The sequence below is a fragment of the Streptomyces cucumeris genome (assembly GCF_024295805.1).
GTDB classification, from domain to species: Bacteria; Actinomycetota; Actinomycetes; order Streptomycetales; family Streptomycetaceae; genus Streptomyces; species Streptomyces cucumeris.
Map to the genome: position 1 here is coordinate 257,062 of NZ_JANCLX010000001.1, position 14,914 is coordinate 271,975.

12 protein-coding genes are annotated in these 14,914 nt (G+C 69.3%); 10 read left to right on the forward strand and 2 right to left on the reverse strand.

What is annotated here, in order from left to right; all coding sequences use genetic code 11:
* Positions 1 to 67 precede the first annotated feature (67 nt).
* Positions 68 to 556 (reverse strand): hypothetical protein, encoded by a 489-nt coding sequence (locus NMK44_RS01280; RefSeq protein WP_254737259.1) that lies wholly within the window; start codon positions 554 to 556, stop codon positions 68 to 70.
* A 366-nt stretch (positions 557 to 922) separates the two neighbouring features.
* Between NMK44_RS01280 and ngcE the strand changes: the two genes are divergently transcribed.
* From ngcE to NMK44_RS01325, 9 genes are all read left to right on the forward strand, one after another.
* Positions 923 to 2,359: an N-acetylglucosamine/diacetylchitobiose ABC transporter substrate-binding protein gene (ngcE, locus tag NMK44_RS01285; protein ID WP_254737261.1), complete on the forward strand. Its 1,437-nt coding sequence runs from the start codon at positions 923 to 925 to the stop codon at positions 2,357 to 2,359.
* A 111-nt stretch (positions 2,360 to 2,470) separates the two neighbouring features.
* Positions 2,471 to 3,421: a carbohydrate ABC transporter permease gene (locus NMK44_RS01290; protein ID WP_254737263.1), complete on the forward strand. Its 951-nt coding sequence runs from the start codon at positions 2,471 to 2,473 to the stop codon at positions 3,419 to 3,421.
* A 67-nt stretch (positions 3,422 to 3,488) separates the two neighbouring features.
* Positions 3,489 to 4,433 carry a carbohydrate ABC transporter permease gene (locus NMK44_RS01295; protein WP_374215211.1) on the forward strand — a complete coding sequence of 315 codons (945 nt, stop codon included), beginning with the start codon at positions 3,489 to 3,491 and terminating at the stop codon, positions 4,431 to 4,433.
* Positions 4,434 to 4,737: 304 nt separating this feature from the next.
* Entirely contained in the window at positions 4,738 to 5,955 is a 1,218-nt protein-coding gene (locus NMK44_RS01300) for an ROK family transcriptional regulator (RefSeq protein ID WP_254737265.1), read from the forward strand.
* 181 nt (positions 5,956 to 6,136) lie between these two features.
* On the forward strand, positions 6,137 to 7,240 hold the full coding sequence (locus NMK44_RS01305) for an ABC transporter substrate-binding protein (RefSeq protein ID WP_254737274.1): 1,104 nt from the start codon (positions 6,137 to 6,139) through the stop codon (positions 7,238 to 7,240).
* 125 nt (positions 7,241 to 7,365) lie between these two features.
* Entirely contained in the window at positions 7,366 to 8,154 is a 789-nt protein-coding gene (locus NMK44_RS01310; RefSeq protein WP_254737276.1) for an ATP-binding cassette domain-containing protein, read from the forward strand.
* Positions 8,151 to 9,455, forward strand: a complete 1,305-nt coding sequence (locus NMK44_RS01315; protein ID WP_254737278.1) for a sugar ABC transporter permease — start codon at positions 8,151 to 8,153, stop codon at positions 9,453 to 9,455. Before NMK44_RS01310 ends, NMK44_RS01315 begins: the two co-directional genes overlap by 4 nt.
* Positions 9,456 to 9,624: 169 nt before the next feature.
* Positions 9,625 to 11,607: a 1-deoxy-D-xylulose-5-phosphate synthase gene (gene dxs, locus NMK44_RS01320; RefSeq protein WP_254737280.1), complete on the forward strand. Its 1,983-nt coding sequence runs from the start codon at positions 9,625 to 9,627 to the stop codon at positions 11,605 to 11,607.
* Between the two features lie 254 nt (positions 11,608 to 11,861).
* Complete coding sequence (locus NMK44_RS01325; protein WP_254737805.1) at positions 11,862 to 13,328, forward strand: amino acid permease; 1,467 nt, start codon at positions 11,862 to 11,864, stop codon at positions 13,326 to 13,328.
* Between the two features lie 3 nt (positions 13,329 to 13,331).
* On the opposite strand, the gene NMK44_RS01330 is transcribed toward NMK44_RS01325, so the two are convergent.
* Entirely contained in the window at positions 13,332 to 13,763 is a 432-nt protein-coding gene (locus NMK44_RS01330; protein WP_254737282.1) for a PIN domain-containing protein, read from the reverse strand.
* Between the two features lie 68 nt (positions 13,764 to 13,831).
* On the opposite strand from NMK44_RS01330, the gene NMK44_RS01335 reads away from it, so the two are divergent.
* On the forward strand, positions 13,832 to 14,884 hold the full coding sequence (locus NMK44_RS01335; protein WP_254737284.1) for a PLL family lectin: 1,053 nt from the start codon (positions 13,832 to 13,834) through the stop codon (positions 14,882 to 14,884).
* Positions 14,885 to 14,914: the final 30 nt, after the last annotated feature.

Sequence of the window (14,914 nt, forward strand, 5' to 3'; positions counted from 1 at the left end):
CGCACCGTGGGCCGTACGCCCGTTGGGGGGTACGGCCCACGGCCATCAGGGTGATTCGGAAGCGCGGTCAGTCGGCGGTGTCGGACTTGGTGCCGAGCGAGAGCCGGCACTTCTTCGCCTTCTTGGCGCTGTCCGCCTCGAACGCCACGACCTTGATGGTCTTGTCGGAGTCACCCGCGACCGAGGCGTCGGACTTGGTGCCCGTGGTCACCACCTTGCCCGCGTCGTCCACGAAGCCGACCAGCAGGGTGTAGTAGGCGGTGGTGGAGCTGGAGTTGCTGATCTTGATGTTGGCGTAGGGCTTGCCGTCCGATCCCCAGCCGCAGGTGCCCATCTTGGCGTCCGAGGTGACCAGGCCGGATCCACCGGTGGGGCTGTCCGTGGGCTCTTCGGTCGGCTCTTCGGTGGGCTCTTCGGTGGGCTCGACGGGGAGCTGGGCCATGCCCTTGCCTATCGCGGCGCCGCCCTTGGTGTCTCCGGCCGATGAGCCGCCACCGTCGGAGCCGCATCCCGCGGTCAGGGCGAGTGTCGCGGCCACGACAACGCTGGTGGTCAAGGGGAGCTGCTTCCGGGACACGGGGGAACCGCCTCTCGAGTGATCATGCGCACGGCGGCACGCCGTACGGGCTGTGGCCCCCTACGGTATGTCGGACAGGTCTCAACTCGGGAAAGACTGTTACCCAATGAAGATTCGATCTTGCCCAGTTGATACCAAGTGGACTATACCTGTCGCCCCAGGGGGAGGGCCGCACCGCCACCCTCTTCGCGCGGGCCCCGGCGGGCCTCCGCACTCCCCGGCGCACACCCAGCAATACTCCGCTTCACGCTTCAACTGACCCGCGGTGTCGGGCCCCTCGCCGGAGGCGAGATGTACGGGAGACCGTTACACCGCCTGAGTCCTGACGAAGGCGAGGACTTGAGCATGGGATCCACATCAGATGTCGGCCGCCGTGACCTGGTAAAGCGGTCAGCGGCGCTCGGACTGATCGCCGTGCCGTCCGTCAGTGTGCTGACCGCCTGCGCGAGCGGCGGCGACGACGATTCCAACAAGGTCGACAAGGGCAAGAAGAGCGCCAAGAACCCGCTTGCCGTCAATGAGAGCGCCGGACTCGACGTCGTCATCTTCGACGGCGGCTTCGGCCAGCAGTACGCCAAGGACGCGGAGAGCGAGTTCACCAAGGCGTTCCCGAAGACCGAGGGCAAGGTCAAGCACTCGGCCACCCAGAAGATCCAGACCACCCTCCAGCCGCGCTTCAACGGCGGCACCCCACCGGACCTCATCGACAACTCCGGCGCCGAGCAGATGGACTTCGGCACCCTGGTCGGCAAGAAGCAGCTCACGGACCTCACCCCGCTGCTGGACGCGCCCTCCATCGACGACCCGAAGAAGAAGGTGCGCGACACCCTGCGCCCCGGTGTCGTGGAGATGGGGCAGTTCGAGGGCAAGCCCGTCTGGGTGCTCTACTACGCCTACACCGTCTACGGCGTCTGGTACTCCAAGACCAATCTGGCGAAGCTGGACGTGGAGTACCCGGAGACCTGGGACGACATGCTCGCGGTCTGCGCCAAGGCCAAGAAGAAGGGCATCGCGGGCTGGACCTACCCGGGCAAGTACCCCTACTACCTGCCCTTCAGCCTCTACCCCTTCATCGCGAAGATCGGCGGCGCCGATGTCCTGACCGCCATCGACAACCTGGAGCCCAACGCCTGGAAGCACCCGGCCGTCAAGGCCGCCTTCGAGGCGTACTACGAGCTCTACCGGAAGGGCTACATCCTCAAGGGCACCCCGGGGCTGACCCATATCGAGTCCCAGACCGCGTGGAACGAGGGCAAGGCGCTGTTCATCCCGAACGGTTCCTGGGTGGAGAACGAGGCGAAGAAGACCACGCCGAAGAACTTCCAGATGACCGTGAGTGCGCCGTCCAGCCTGGACAGCGGGGACAAGATGCCGTTCGGCACCCTGTGGGCCTCCGGCGGTGAGCCCTTCATCGTGCCCAAGTCGGCGAAGAACCCCGAGGGCGGCATGGAGCTGCTGCGCATCATGCTGGGCGAGAAGTCCACCAAGAACTTCGTCCAGCAGGTCTCCTCGCTCACCTCGCTCAACGGCGGCACCGAGGGCCTGTCCCTGCCGCCGGGGCTGGCGTCCGCGCAGCAGGCCCTGGAGAAGGCCGGGAAGAACGTCGTCAACCCGCGGCTCCAGGACTGGTACGTGGCGCTCCAGAAGCAGCAGATCGGCGTCGGTGTGCTGGGCGAGATGATGGCGGGCCGGATGAACCCGGCCGAGGCGATCAAGAAGATCCAGAAGTACGCCGACGAGACGGTCAAGGACGACGCCGTCAAGAAGTACAAGCACGTCTGATGACATTCGACGCGTCACCAGCGGTCGTGGCCGCGGGGGAAGACCGAGGTCGGTGAGATGGAGAAGGTCAGGACTGAGACCGGTCCGCGGGATGTGGGCAAGGTACGGCCCGTGAGCGGTCAGGACCCCCGGCCCGGGGTGGTCCGGTGGTTCCAGAAGTACGGCTTCGTCATCGGATTCCTGGTGCTGCCGGTCTCGTTGTACGCGGTCTTCGTGATCTCGCCGTTCGTCCAGGCCATCCTCTACTCGTTCACCGACTGGACCGGCCTGAGCTCCGACTTCAAGATGGTCGGGTTCGACAACTACGACTGGCTGCTCCACGACGACCTCTTCTGGAAGGCGGTCGGGCACAACGTCCTGCTGCTGCTGGTCGTACCGCTGGTGACGCTCGGCCTCGGGCTCTTCTTCGCCTTCATGCTCAACGTGGGCGGCCGGGGCCGTAAGAACTCGGCCGTCTCCGGAGTGCGCGGATCGAGCCTCTACAAGGTCGTGTACTTCTTCCCGCAGGTGCTGTCGATCGCGATCGTCGCCCTGCTGTTCCAGTTCACCTACAACCCGCGCAACGGGGCGCTCAACGCCTTCCTGGGCGGTATCGGACTGGACGCCCTGGAGCAGCAGTGGCTGGCCGATCCGAAGCTGGCGCTGTGGTGCCTGATGGTCGTGATGGTCTGGTGCAACGTCGGTTTCTACGTCGTCCTGTTCTCCGCCGGGATGAGCTCCATCCCCAAGGACTTCTACGAGGCGGCGCTGCTGGACGGGGCGAACCGGATCACCACCTTCTTCCGGATCACCCTGCCGCTGCTGTGGGACACGGTCCAGACCGGCTGGATCTACATGGGCATCCTCGCCCTCGACGCCTTCGCGGTCGTCCAGATCATGACCGTGGGGCCGGGCGGACCCGCCGATTCCACCCAGGTGCTTGGCTACTACGTCTACACCAAGACCTTCCGCGACGGGCAGGCCGGCCGCGCGACCTCGATCGGCGTGGCGATGCTCATCGTCACCATGATCTTCGCGGTCGTGGTGTCCAGGCTGGGCCGGCGCGAACGGCTGGAGTACTGATGCCCGGGCCCGCCCGCCACGTCCATGACCATGACCGCCGCCCGACCGACGATCCGGGGGTATCGCAGTGACCTCACCCGCACAGCCCTCGGAACTCCGCGGCGCTGCAAAAGACGACGCCGTCCCGCATGAGCCCGCCGGGGACCAGCTTCCCCCGCGTTACACCCCCGAGGGCCGGATCGGCAGCGAGGGCAAGGTCCTCAACGTCTTCTCCCACGGGATGCTGGTGCTCTGGGCGCTCCTGGTCACCATGCCGCTGCTGTGGGCGGTGATGAGCTCCCTGAAGACCGACAAGGAGATCTTCACCTCTCCCTGGGGGCTGCCCGGCACCCTGCACTTCGACAACTGGTCGCGTGCCTGGAGCAAGTCGAACATCGGTGACTTCTTCGTCAACACCGTGGTGGTGGTGGGGTGCTCACTGGTCGGCACCATGCTGCTGGGCGCCATGGCGGCGTACGTCCTGGCCCGGTTCGAGTTCCCGGGCCGGCGCGTCGTCTACTTCATGTTCGTGGGCGGGATGAGTTTCCCGATCATCCTGGCGCTGGTGCCGCTGTTCTTCGTGATGAAGAACCTGGCCCTGCTGAACACCTTCCACGGACTGATCCTGGTCTACATCGCCTATTCGCTGCCGTTCACGGTCTTCTTCCTCACCTCGTTCTTCAAGACCCTTCCGAGCTCGGTGGCGGAGGCCGCCCTGATCGACGGGGCCTCCCAGACCCGCACCTTCTTCCAGGTGATGCTGCCGATGGCCAAACCGGGCCTGATCAGCGTGGGGATCTTCAACTTCCTGGGGCAGTGGAACCAGTACATGTTGCCGACGGTGCTGAACACCGAGGAGGACAAGCGGGTGCTCACCCAGGGTCTGGTGCAGCTCGCAGCCAGTCAGCAGTACAAGGGCGACTGGTCGGCGCTGTTCGCCGGGCTGGTGCTGGCGATGCTGCCGGTGCTGGGTGTCTACATCATCTTCCAGCGGCAGGTCCAGGCCGGGCTGACGGCGGGCGCGATCAAGTAGCGGCGCCTCCTTACACCGGTTGACGGGGCGCCCCCGCCGTTCGGCGGGGGCGCCCCGTACCCTTGCGGAACAGTGGTGCCCCGGCGCGGAACGTCGCACATCAGTACGTTGGCCGCACACCGGCGCGGCGCCGTGCGCACCGTGGTGTCCGGGAGCCGTCCGGAAGGTGTCAAGGACTTGACGTGGGGCAACCGGGGCGGCTCATCTTAGAGTTCACATGTTGGAGACACCGTCGGGCCTCACTGTTGCGGCCCGGCCGGCGGAGCGGTCGTCGTGCCGCCCGTGAAGGCGGGAGTGGATGGGCGTGGAGACTCCGGGATCGCAGTCGTCGCTGCACCGGGCCAACCTCGAGCGGGTGGTGCGGGCGGTGCGCATGGCGGGCTCGCTCACCCAGGCGGAGATCGCCCGGAGCACGGGGCTGTCCGCCGCCACCGTCTCCAATATCGTCCGTGAGCTCAAGGACGGGGGAACGGTCGAGGTCACGCCCACCTCGGCGGGTGGTCGCCGGGCCCGCAGCGTCTCCCTGAGCGGGGACGCGGGCATCGTCGTCGGTGTGGACTTCGGCCACACCCACCTGCGGGTCGCCGTCGGCAACCTCGCCCACCAGGTGCTGGCCGAGGAATCCGAGCCGCTGGATGTGGACGCATCCGCCTCACAGGGTCTGGACCGGGCCGAGCAGCTGGTCAGCAGGCTGATCGCGGCCACCGGACTGCGGCAGGACAAGGTGGTCGGCGTCGGCCTCGGTGTGCCCGCGCCCATCGACGTCGAGACGGGCACGCTGGGCTCCACGGCGATCCTGCCGGGCTGGGCGGGCACCAATCCGCGCGATGACCTCGCCCAGCGGCTCGGCGTGCCGGTGCACGTCGACAACGACGCCAACCTCGGCGCCCTCGGCGAGCTGGTGTGGGGCTCCGGGCGGGGGGTCGCCGACCTCGCGTACATCAAGGTCGCCGACGGTGTCGGCGCCGGTCTGGTGATCAGCGGACAGATCTACCGCGGTCCGGGCGGCACGGCGGGCGAGATCGGGCACATCACCCTGGACGAGTCGGGTCCGGTCTGCCGCTGCGGCAACCGCGGCTGTCTGGAGACCTTCACCGCGGCCCGCTACGTCCTGCCGCTGCTCTACTCCAGCCACGGCATGGATCTGACCGTTGAACGCATGGTGCAGCTCGCCCGCGAGGGCGACCCCGGCTGCCGGCGGGTGATCGCGGACGTCGGGCGCCATATCGGCAGCGGAGTGGCGAATCTGTGCAATCTGATCAACCCGAGCCGCATGGTGCTCGGCGGTCAGCTCGCCGAGGCGGGGGAGCTGGTGCTCGCCCCGATCCGCGAATCCGTGGCCCGCTACGCCATCCCCAGCGCCGCACGGCAGCTCTCGGTGATGCCCGGGGCCCTCGGCGGCCGGGCCGAAGTGCTGGGCGCGCTGGCGCTGGTGCTGAGCGAGATGGGCGACTCGACGTTGCTGGACGGAGCCGCCGGTGCGGCGGGGCCGGTTCCGGCCGGAGCGCCTGCCCTGACCTGACCACCTTTGTCCGGTCACGCTGCGTCTATGCGGCCTCGTCCGGCTGCGTTCACTCAGATAACGAATGGCACCGTTGCCATCTCGTTAAGGATTTACTTCTTGACGTCATGCGGGCGGCCGAGTTGACTTCCAGCCACCTCGGCCGCGTGGACGCGGCCTCGTCAGGGAGGTCACCCCCAATATGAACTCAACGATGCGTCGCGTCGCCATCGCCAGTGCTGTCGTGTCCATGGCCGTCTCGCTTGCCGCCTGCGGTTCGGCGAAGGAAGCCGGCGACGACAAGTCGGACGGCAAGAAGAAGACCGGCCCCCTCACCATCGGACTGCTCCTGCCCGAGGACCAGACCGCGAGATACGAGAACTTTGACCGGCCGCTGATCACGAAGAAGATCAAGGCGCTCTGCGCGGAGTGCAAGGTCGTCTACGTCAACGCCAAGTCCGACCCCGCGCTCCAGCAGCAGCAGGTCGACTCGATGATCACCAAGAAGGTCGACGCGATCATCCTGGACGCGGTGGACTCCGAGGCCATCGCCGGCTCGGTCAAGAAGGCCGACGAGGCCGACATCCCGGTCGTCGCCTACGACCGGCTCGCCCAGGGCCCGGTCTCCGGGTACACCTCCTTCGACAACGAGAAGGTCGGCAAGGTCCAGGGCGAGGCGCTGCTGAAGGCGCTGGGCGACAAGGCCAAGGACGGCAAGATCGTCATGCTCAACGGCTGGGAGGCGGACCCCAACGCCGCGATGTTCAAGAAGGGCGCGCTCTCCGTCCTCAAGGGCAAGGTCGAGATCGGCAAGAGCTACGACGTCGACCGCTGGCTCGCCGACGAGGCCAACAAGAACATGAACGGTGCCATCTCCTCCCTGGGCAAGAACAACATCATCGGTGTCTACTCCGCCAACGACACCATGGCCGGTGGCGCGATCACCTCGCTCAAGAGCGGCGGCGTGAACCCGCTGCCCCCGGTCACCGGACAGGACGCCGAGCTCGCCGGTGTGCAGCGCATCCTGGCCGGTACCCAGTACATGAGCGTCTACAAGCCGTACGAGCCGGAGGCCACCGCCGCCGCCGAGATGGTCATCGCGCTCGGCCGGGGTGAGAAGCCCAATGAGTCCAACACGGTGGACAGCCCGACCACCAAGGGGATCCCGGCCACGCTGATCACCCCGGTCTCGCTGACCAAGGACAACATCAAGGACACCGTCGTCAAGGACGGTCTCTACAAGGTCGACAAGATCTGCACCGCCAAGTACAAGGCCGCCTGCGAAGAGGCCGGTCTCCTCAAGTAGCGCCCGGTGGGCCGCCCGTGACCTACGCGGGCGGCCCGCAACGGCCCCCTGACACCCCCCCAGTCGAGGGGAGAGAGCGCTCTCCCCTCCGTTATGCAGCAGGGCTCGCCCTGCCCGGAACGGAGATGGCCATCGTGCCGAACGAACCCGTGTTGGCGTTGCGCGGGATCTCCAAGCGGTTTGGCGCTGTCCAGGCGCTGAGCGACATCCACCTGGAGGTCCATGCCGGTGAAGTTGTCGCCCTGGTGGGCGACAACGGCGCGGGCAAGTCCACCCTCGTCAAGACCATCGCCGGAGTCGGCCCCGCCGACGAGGGCGTCCTCGCCTGGCAGGGCCGGCCGGTCCAGATCAGCCGACCGCACGACGCCCAGGAGCTGGGCATCGCGACCGTCTACCAGGACCTCGCCCTCTGCGACAACATCGACGTCGTCGGCAACCTCTTCCTCGGGCGCGAGATCCTGCGCGGCGGAGTGCTGGACGAGGTCGAGATGGAGCGCCGCGCCCGTGAGCTGCTCCAGACCCTGTCCATCCGGATCCCCAGCGTCCGGATTCCGATCGCCTCGCTCTCCGGCGGTCAGCGGCAGACCGTCGCCATCGCGCGGTCGATGCTGGGCGAGCCCAAGCTGGTGATCCTGGACGAGCCGACCGCCGCCCTGGGCGTCGAGCAGACCGCCCAGGTGCTGGACCTGGTCGAGCGGCTGCGCGAACGCGGTCTCGCGGTGATCCTCATCAGCCACAACATGGCCGACGTCAAGGCGGTCGCGGACCGGGTCGCGGTGCTGCGCCTGGGCCGCAACAACGGCACCTTCGAGGTCCGTTCCACCTCTCAGGAAGAGATCATTTCCGCCATCACCGGCGCCACGGACAATGCCGTGACCCGCCGCAAGGCGCGCAGCGGGGAGGTCGCGAAGTGACCACCAACGTCCACAGGAAGAACGGCGGCAACAAGCGGAACGGCGGTGCGGCCGATCCCAACCCGGTCGCGAAGGACGCCGTCACCGTGGTCGACCCGCGGCTGCTGGTGCGCCAGGAGGGCTTCAAGGGCTATCTGACGGAGTTCAGCCGCAAGATGCGCAGCGGTGATCTGGGCGCGGTCCCGGTCATCGTCGGCATCGCCATCATCTGGGCGGTCTTCCAGTGGAAGGACAGCGCCTTCCTCTCGCCCAAGAACCTCTCCGACCTGTCCGTCCTGATCGGCGGCACCGGCATGATCTCGGTCGGGATCGTGTTCGTCCTGCTGCTGGGTGAGATCGATCTCTCCGTCGGCTCGGTCAGCGGTCTGGCCGCGGCCACCCTGGCGGTGCTCAACGTCAACCACGGGGTGCCCGAGGGCATAGCCGTGGCCGCGGCGCTGGGGGCCGGTGCGGCCCTGGGCGCGATCCACGGCTTCTTCTTCGCCAAGATCGGCGTACCCGCGTTCGTGGTCACCCTGGCCGGTCTGCTGGCCTGGAACGGACTGATGCTCCAGGTGCTGGGCACCACCGGCACCATCGGCATCGACGACGACAGCTTCGTCCGCACCCTGACCGATCACTACTTCACCGACCTGGCCGCCGCGTACGGGGCGGCCACGGTCGCGGTGGTGGGCTTCTTCCTCGCCCAGTTCGCCGACACCAGGCGGCGCAAGGCGGCCGGCGTCCCGTCCCGGCCGCTGAGCGAGATCGTGGTGCGCACCGTGGTGATCGCGGCGATCGTCTTCACGGCGGCCTGGCGGCTGAACGAGTACAAGGGTCTGCCGCTCGGCCTGGTGATCTTCGTGGTGGTGCTGGTGGTGCTGGACTTCGTGGTCCGCCGCACCGCCTACGGACGCAAGGTGATCGCGCTCGGCGGCAGCGTCGAGGCGGCGCGGCGCGCGGGCATCAACGTCGCCGCCATCCGGGTGTCGGTCTTCGCCCTCGCCGGGCTGATGGCCGCCTGCGGTGGTCTCATGATCGCCTCCAGGGTGGGTTCCGCCAGCCAGCAGGCCGGTACCGGCAACCTGCTGATGGAGGCCATCGCGGCGGCGGTCATCGGTGGCACCAGCCTCTTCGGCGGCCGGGGCTCGGTCTGGTCGGCGATGCTCGGCATGCTGGTCATCGGTTCGATCTCGTCCGGGATGAGCCTCCTGGGCGTGGCCAACTCCGTGCAGTACATGATCACCGGCGGGGTGCTGCTGGCCGCCGTCGTGATCGACTCGGTGTCGCGCAGAACACAACGCTCCGCCGGACGCGGTTGATCCACGGCGTCCGCGGGACCATGGCCCGGCACCGCCCCTGGGGCGGTGCCGGGCTCGTCCGTTCGCGTGACCGACATCGCATGGGCCGGGGTCTTGGGCACAGAGCGGAACACTAGACTCGGGCGGACCGGCAAGGCTCGATGGAGACGCTCGAAGCAAGGAGGCACGGGTGCTGCTGACCCGCATCAGGGGACCGCGCGATCTGGACCGGCTCGCTCCGGAGGAGCTGAACCAGCTGGCCGCGGAGATCCGCACCTTTCTCGTCGACGCCGTCTCCAAGACCGGTGGCCACCTCGGCCCCAACCTCGGTGTGGTCGAGCTGACCATCGCCCTGCACCGGGTCTTCGACTCCCCCCGGGACAAGGTGCTGCTGGACACCGGCCACCAGTCCTACGTCCACAAGCTGCTCACCGGCCGCCAGGACTTCTCCCGGCTCAAGAGCAAGGGCGGACTGTCCGGTTACCCCTCGCGGGCCGAGTCCGAGCACGACGTCATCGAGAACAGCCACGCCTCGACCGTCCTCGGCTGGGCCGAGGGCCTGGCCAAGGCCAACGAGCTGCTCAAGAAGCAGGACCACGTGGTCGCCGTGATCGGTGACGGGGCGCTCACCGGCGGTATGGCCTGGGAGGCGCTCAACAACATCGCCGCCGCCAAGAACCGTCCGCTGGTCATCGTCGTCAACGACAACGAGCGCTCCTACGGGCCGACCATCGGCGGCCTGGCCAACCACCTCGCGACGCTGCGCACCACCGATGGGTACGAGCGCTTCCTCGCCCGCGGCAAGGACCTGCTGGAGCGCACCCCGGTCGTCGGCCGGCCGCTCTACGAGACCCTGCACGGCGCCAAGAAGGGGCTGAAGGACTTCATCACCCCGCAGGGCATGTTCGAGGACTTGGGGCTGAAGTACGTCGGCCCGATCGACGGCCATGACATCGAGGCCCTGGAGTCCGCGCTGCAGCGCGCCAAGCGGTTCGGCGGCCCGGTCATCGTGCACTGCCTCACCGAGAAGGGCCGCGGCTACCAGCCCGCCCTCCAGGACGAGGCGGATCGCTTCCACGCGGTCGGCAAGATCCACCCGGACACCGGTCTGCCGATCTCCGCCTCCGGCGCCGACTGGACCTCGGTCTTCGGTGAGGAGATGGTCAAGCTCGGTGAGGAGCGCGAGGACATCGTGGCCATCACCGCGGCCATGCTGCACCCGGTGGGGCTCACCGAGTTCGCCAAGCGCTTCCCGGAGCGGGTCTACGACGTCGGCATCGCCGAGCAGCATGCGGCCGTATCGGCGGCGGGCCTGGCCACCGGCGGTCTGCACCCGGTCTTCGCGGTCTACGCCACCTTCCTCAACCGCGCCTTCGACCAGGTCCTGATGGATGTGGCGCTGCACAAGTGCGGGGTGACCTTCGTCCTGGACCGGGCCGGGATCACCGGTACGGACGGTGCCTCGCACAACGGCATGTGGGACATGTCGATCCTCCAGGTGATCCCCGGGGTGCGGATCGCCGCCCCGCGCGACGCCGACCAGGTCCGCGCCCAGCTACGGGAAGCCGTCCAGGTCGATGACGCGCCGACCGTGGTCCGCTACTCCAAGGGCGCGGTGGGTCCCGCGGTGGCCGCCGTCGCCCGGATCGGCGGGATGGACGTGCTGCGCGAGCCCGCGCGGGCCGACCGCGAGCGGCCGGACGTGCTGCTGGTCTCGGTCGGGGCGCTCGCCCCGATGTGCCTGGAGGTTGCCGACCTTCTCGACAAACAGGGCATTTCCACCACTGTGGTGGACCCCCGCTGGGTCAAGCCGGTCGACGAGGAGCTGCCCGCGCTCGCCGAGCGCCACCGCGTCGTGGTCACCGTCGAGGACAACAGCCGGGTCGGCGGTGTGGGTTCCGCCATCGCCCAGGCGCTGCGCGACTCCGGTGTCGACATGCCGGTGCGTGACTTCGGCATCCCGCCGCGCTTCCTGGACCATGCCTCCCGCAAGGAGGTCATGGCCGAGATCGGGCTGACCGCCCCGGACATCGCCCGCCAGGTGACCGGCCTGGTCTCCCGGATCGGCAACCGCGACGACGACGGCGCGGCCGGGACCACCGGCCCGGCCGGTGCGGACCGGGACGCACAGGTGGCGCAGCGGACATCCGCCGGGGAGCCGGTGCGCGACTAGACCCGGCCGTCATACCTTCCCGGGCCGGTCGGAGCCTCGTGCTCCGACCGGCCCAGCGCGTCTCCCGCGCGCCCGCCCCATCGGGTGAATCGGCGGGGGCCCGGAGTGTGCCCCCGCCCCGCCGCCCACCGGTTGGCTGAACCATGGGCCCGCACGGGGCACGGGCAGGCGTGGAGGTGGCACCGGTGAGCGAGCAGAAACCCGACGGCGGCTCCGCGGGCCGTGGCACCAGGGCCAGGGCCCGGCCGGACTATCTGCGGACCAAGTCCGTCGAGCAGTCCATCCAGGACACCGAGGAGCCCGAGCATGCGCTGACCCGGTCGCTGTCCGCCCTGGACCTCACCGTCTTCGGCGTCGGCGTCATCATCGGGACCGGCATCTTCGTGCTGACCGGATCCGTGGCCAAGGAGCAGGCGGGCCCGGCGACCGCCCTCGCCTTCGTCGTCGCGGGCATCGTCTGCGCGCTCGCGGCCCTGTGCTACGCCGAGTTCGCCTCCACCGTGCCGGTGGCCGGGTCCGCGTACACCTTCTCCTACGCCTCGCTCGGCGAACTGCCCGCCTGGATCATCGGCTGGGACCTGGTGCTGGAGTTCGCGCTGGGCACCGCCGTGGTCGCGGTCGGCTGGTCCGGCTATATGCGCTCGCTGATGGACAACGCCGGATGGCACCTCCCGGCCGCCCTCTCCGGCCCCGAGGCGGCCCACGGCTTCGGCTTCGACCTGCTGGCCTTCCTGCTGGTGCTCGCGCTCACCGTGATCCTTGTCGTCGGCATGAAGCTGTCCGCGCGGGTGACCTCCGTGGTCGTGGCGGTGAAGGTCACCGTGGTGCTGCTGGTCATCATCGCGGGCGCGTTCTTCATCAAGCCCGGGAACTACGACCCCTTCATCCCCGAGCCCAAGGGCACCGTCGAGGGCTCCGGACTCACCGCGCCGATGATCCAGCTGATGTTCGGCTACGAGCCGACCACCTTCGGCGTCCAGGGCATCTTCGCCGCCGCCGCGGTGGTCTTCTTCGCCTTCATCGGCTTCGACATCGTGGCCACCGCGGCCGAGGAGACCCGCAACCCGCAGCGCGACATGCCGCGCGGCATCCTCGGCTCGCTCCTCATCTGCACCCTGCTGTACGTCGCGGTGTCCATCGTGGTCACCGGGATGCGCAAGTACACCGAGCTGTCGATCGACGCCCCCCTCGCCGACGCCTTCAAGGAGACCGGCCATCCGTTCTACGCGGGCCTGATCAGTTTCGGCGCGGCCGTCGGCCTCACCACGGTGTGCATGATCCTGCTGCTCGGCCAGAGCCGGGTGTTCTTCGCGATGAGCCGGGACGGGCTGCTGCCGAGGGTCTTCTCCAAGGTGCACCCGCGGTTCGCCACGCCCTACCGGTCCACCGTCCTGCTGGGCGTGATCATCGCGATCGTGGCGGGGTTCACCAGCATCTCCGAGCTGGCAGCACTGGTGAACATCGGCACCCTCTTCGCCTTCGTCGTGGTCGCCCTCGGCGTGATCATCCTGCGCCGCACCCGCCCCGATCTGCCGCGTGCCTTCCGCACCCCCTGGGTGCCGGTGCTGCCGCTGGTGTCGGTGGCGGCCTCGCTGTGGCTGATGCTCAATCTGCCCGCCGAGACCTGGCTGCGGTTCGGGGTGTGGATGGCCATCGGCTTCGTCGTCTACTTCCTCTACGGACGCCGGCACAGCCGGATGAACCTCCCGGCCGGGCGCTGACCCTCAGCTCCCGGGGCGCACCGTCCGCGGGCCGGTGACCTCCGCGCCCAGCTCCCGCACCCGGGCGCGCAGCCCCCGGTCGGCGGTCACCACCAGGCACGGGCGGTCCGGCCCCCGCTCCGCGACGAGCTCCACGATCCGGTCGTCGCCGCTGCCCGGCGCGGCGACCACCCGGATCCCCGCCACCGACTCCACCCCGCGGGCCGCGCCCTCGACCACCAGGACCAGGTCCAGCGGCGGACCGGTCGCCCAGGCGGGAACGCCCGCCACCGCGGGGAGACCGCGGGAGGTGTGGGCGGCCAGCCGGTCGCGCAGCCGTTCGGCCGCGCCGCGGCGGTCGCGCCACCAGCCGTCGGGCACCGAACCGACCACGTTCGCCGCGTCCACGACCACCAGACCGGGGGCCGGACCGGGACCGGCGTCAGAACCGTTCATAGACCAGGCAAAATACTATGGACGGGGTGTGAACACGGCGACAGTGCCGGGGAGGGTGGCGGCGGGCCATGGCGTTGCGGTTGCTCCGCGGCAAGGACGGCAGGCTCACGGCCTACGCACCGGTGGCGGGAGGTGTCGCCCGCTGGACCGAGGAGCGTCCGGGAGGGCCGTCGTGGACGGGCCCCCGGCTGATAGCCGCCCCGGACCTCGGCGCGGTGACGGTCGCTCAGGGTGCCGACGGCTATGCGCATCTGGTGGGGCTGCGGCGCAAGCCCGGCCCCGAGGGCGAGCCCCCACGGATCGATGTCGTCCATGCCACCCAGTTCCAGACGGGCCGTCCGCTGACCGCATGGCATGCGCTCGGCACCCCGCACCCCAAGGACCGGGGGAAGGCGGCGCGCACCGGCGCGCCCGCCGTGGCCGTGGACTCCTCGGGCGCGGTGCATGTCTTCGTCCGCAACGCCGGGCACGGGGTGAGCTGCCGCCGCCAGGACGCCAAGGGCAAATGGGGCGGCTGGACCGACCTGAAGGGCAAGGACGTACTCGACGGGCTGTCCGCCGCCGCGACCGCCGACGGCCGGGTCGAACTCCTCGCCCCGGCCGGTGCGGGAGCCGCCCTGCGCTGGTTCCAGCCGGAGCCCGGCGGCACCCTGCGCCGCGGGGACGACATACCGGCACGCGTCCAGGCGTGGTCCGCCTCCGCCGTGGAGAGCAGCCGGGACACCGTCACCCACTACTGGCGGGACGCGGACGGCGGCGGGCTGCTCGCCTGGCGCCCGGAGACCGAGGACACCGTGGCCCTGGGCGGGGAGGAGGGCTCCGGACCGGTCGCCGTGCTGCGCGCCCCGGTGGACGGCCACGACTGCACCGTCCTGGTCCACCGCGACACCCGGAGCGGACGGCTGTCCGTCGCCGCCCATCCGACGGAGGACGAGGCGGCGGGCGTGTGGTGGACGCCCTCGGGCGAACAGGGCGCGCATGACCCGGCGCTGGCCCTCGACGGCATGGGACGGGTGGTGCTGGCCGCCCTCTCCCTGGACGGCGCGCTGCTGGTGGCCCGTCAGAAGACCGATGAACGCGGTCTGGCTCTCCGGGCCTGGAGCCGTGCCGGCGGCCGCTGAGCGGGCCGCAGGCGGCCCTGGTAGACGCCG

Coding starts and splice junctions, on each gene's coding strand:
- ngcE (WP_254737261.1), top strand. CDS start 923: ATGGGATCCACATCAGATGTCGGCCGCCGTGACCTGGTAAAGCGGTCA.
- NMK44_RS01305 (WP_254737274.1), top strand. CDS start 6,137: ATGAACTCAACGATGCGTCGCGTCGCCATCGCCAGTGCTGTCGTGTCC.
- NMK44_RS01310 (WP_254737276.1), top strand. CDS start 7,366: ATGGCCATCGTGCCGAACGAACCCGTGTTGGCGTTGCGCGGGATCTCC.
- NMK44_RS01330 (WP_254737282.1), bottom strand. CDS start 13,763: ATGAACGGTTCTGACGCCGGTCCCGGTCCGGCCCCCGGTCTGGTGGTC.
- NMK44_RS01335 (WP_254737284.1), top strand. CDS start 13,832: ATGGCGTTGCGGTTGCTCCGCGGCAAGGACGGCAGGCTCACGGCCTAC.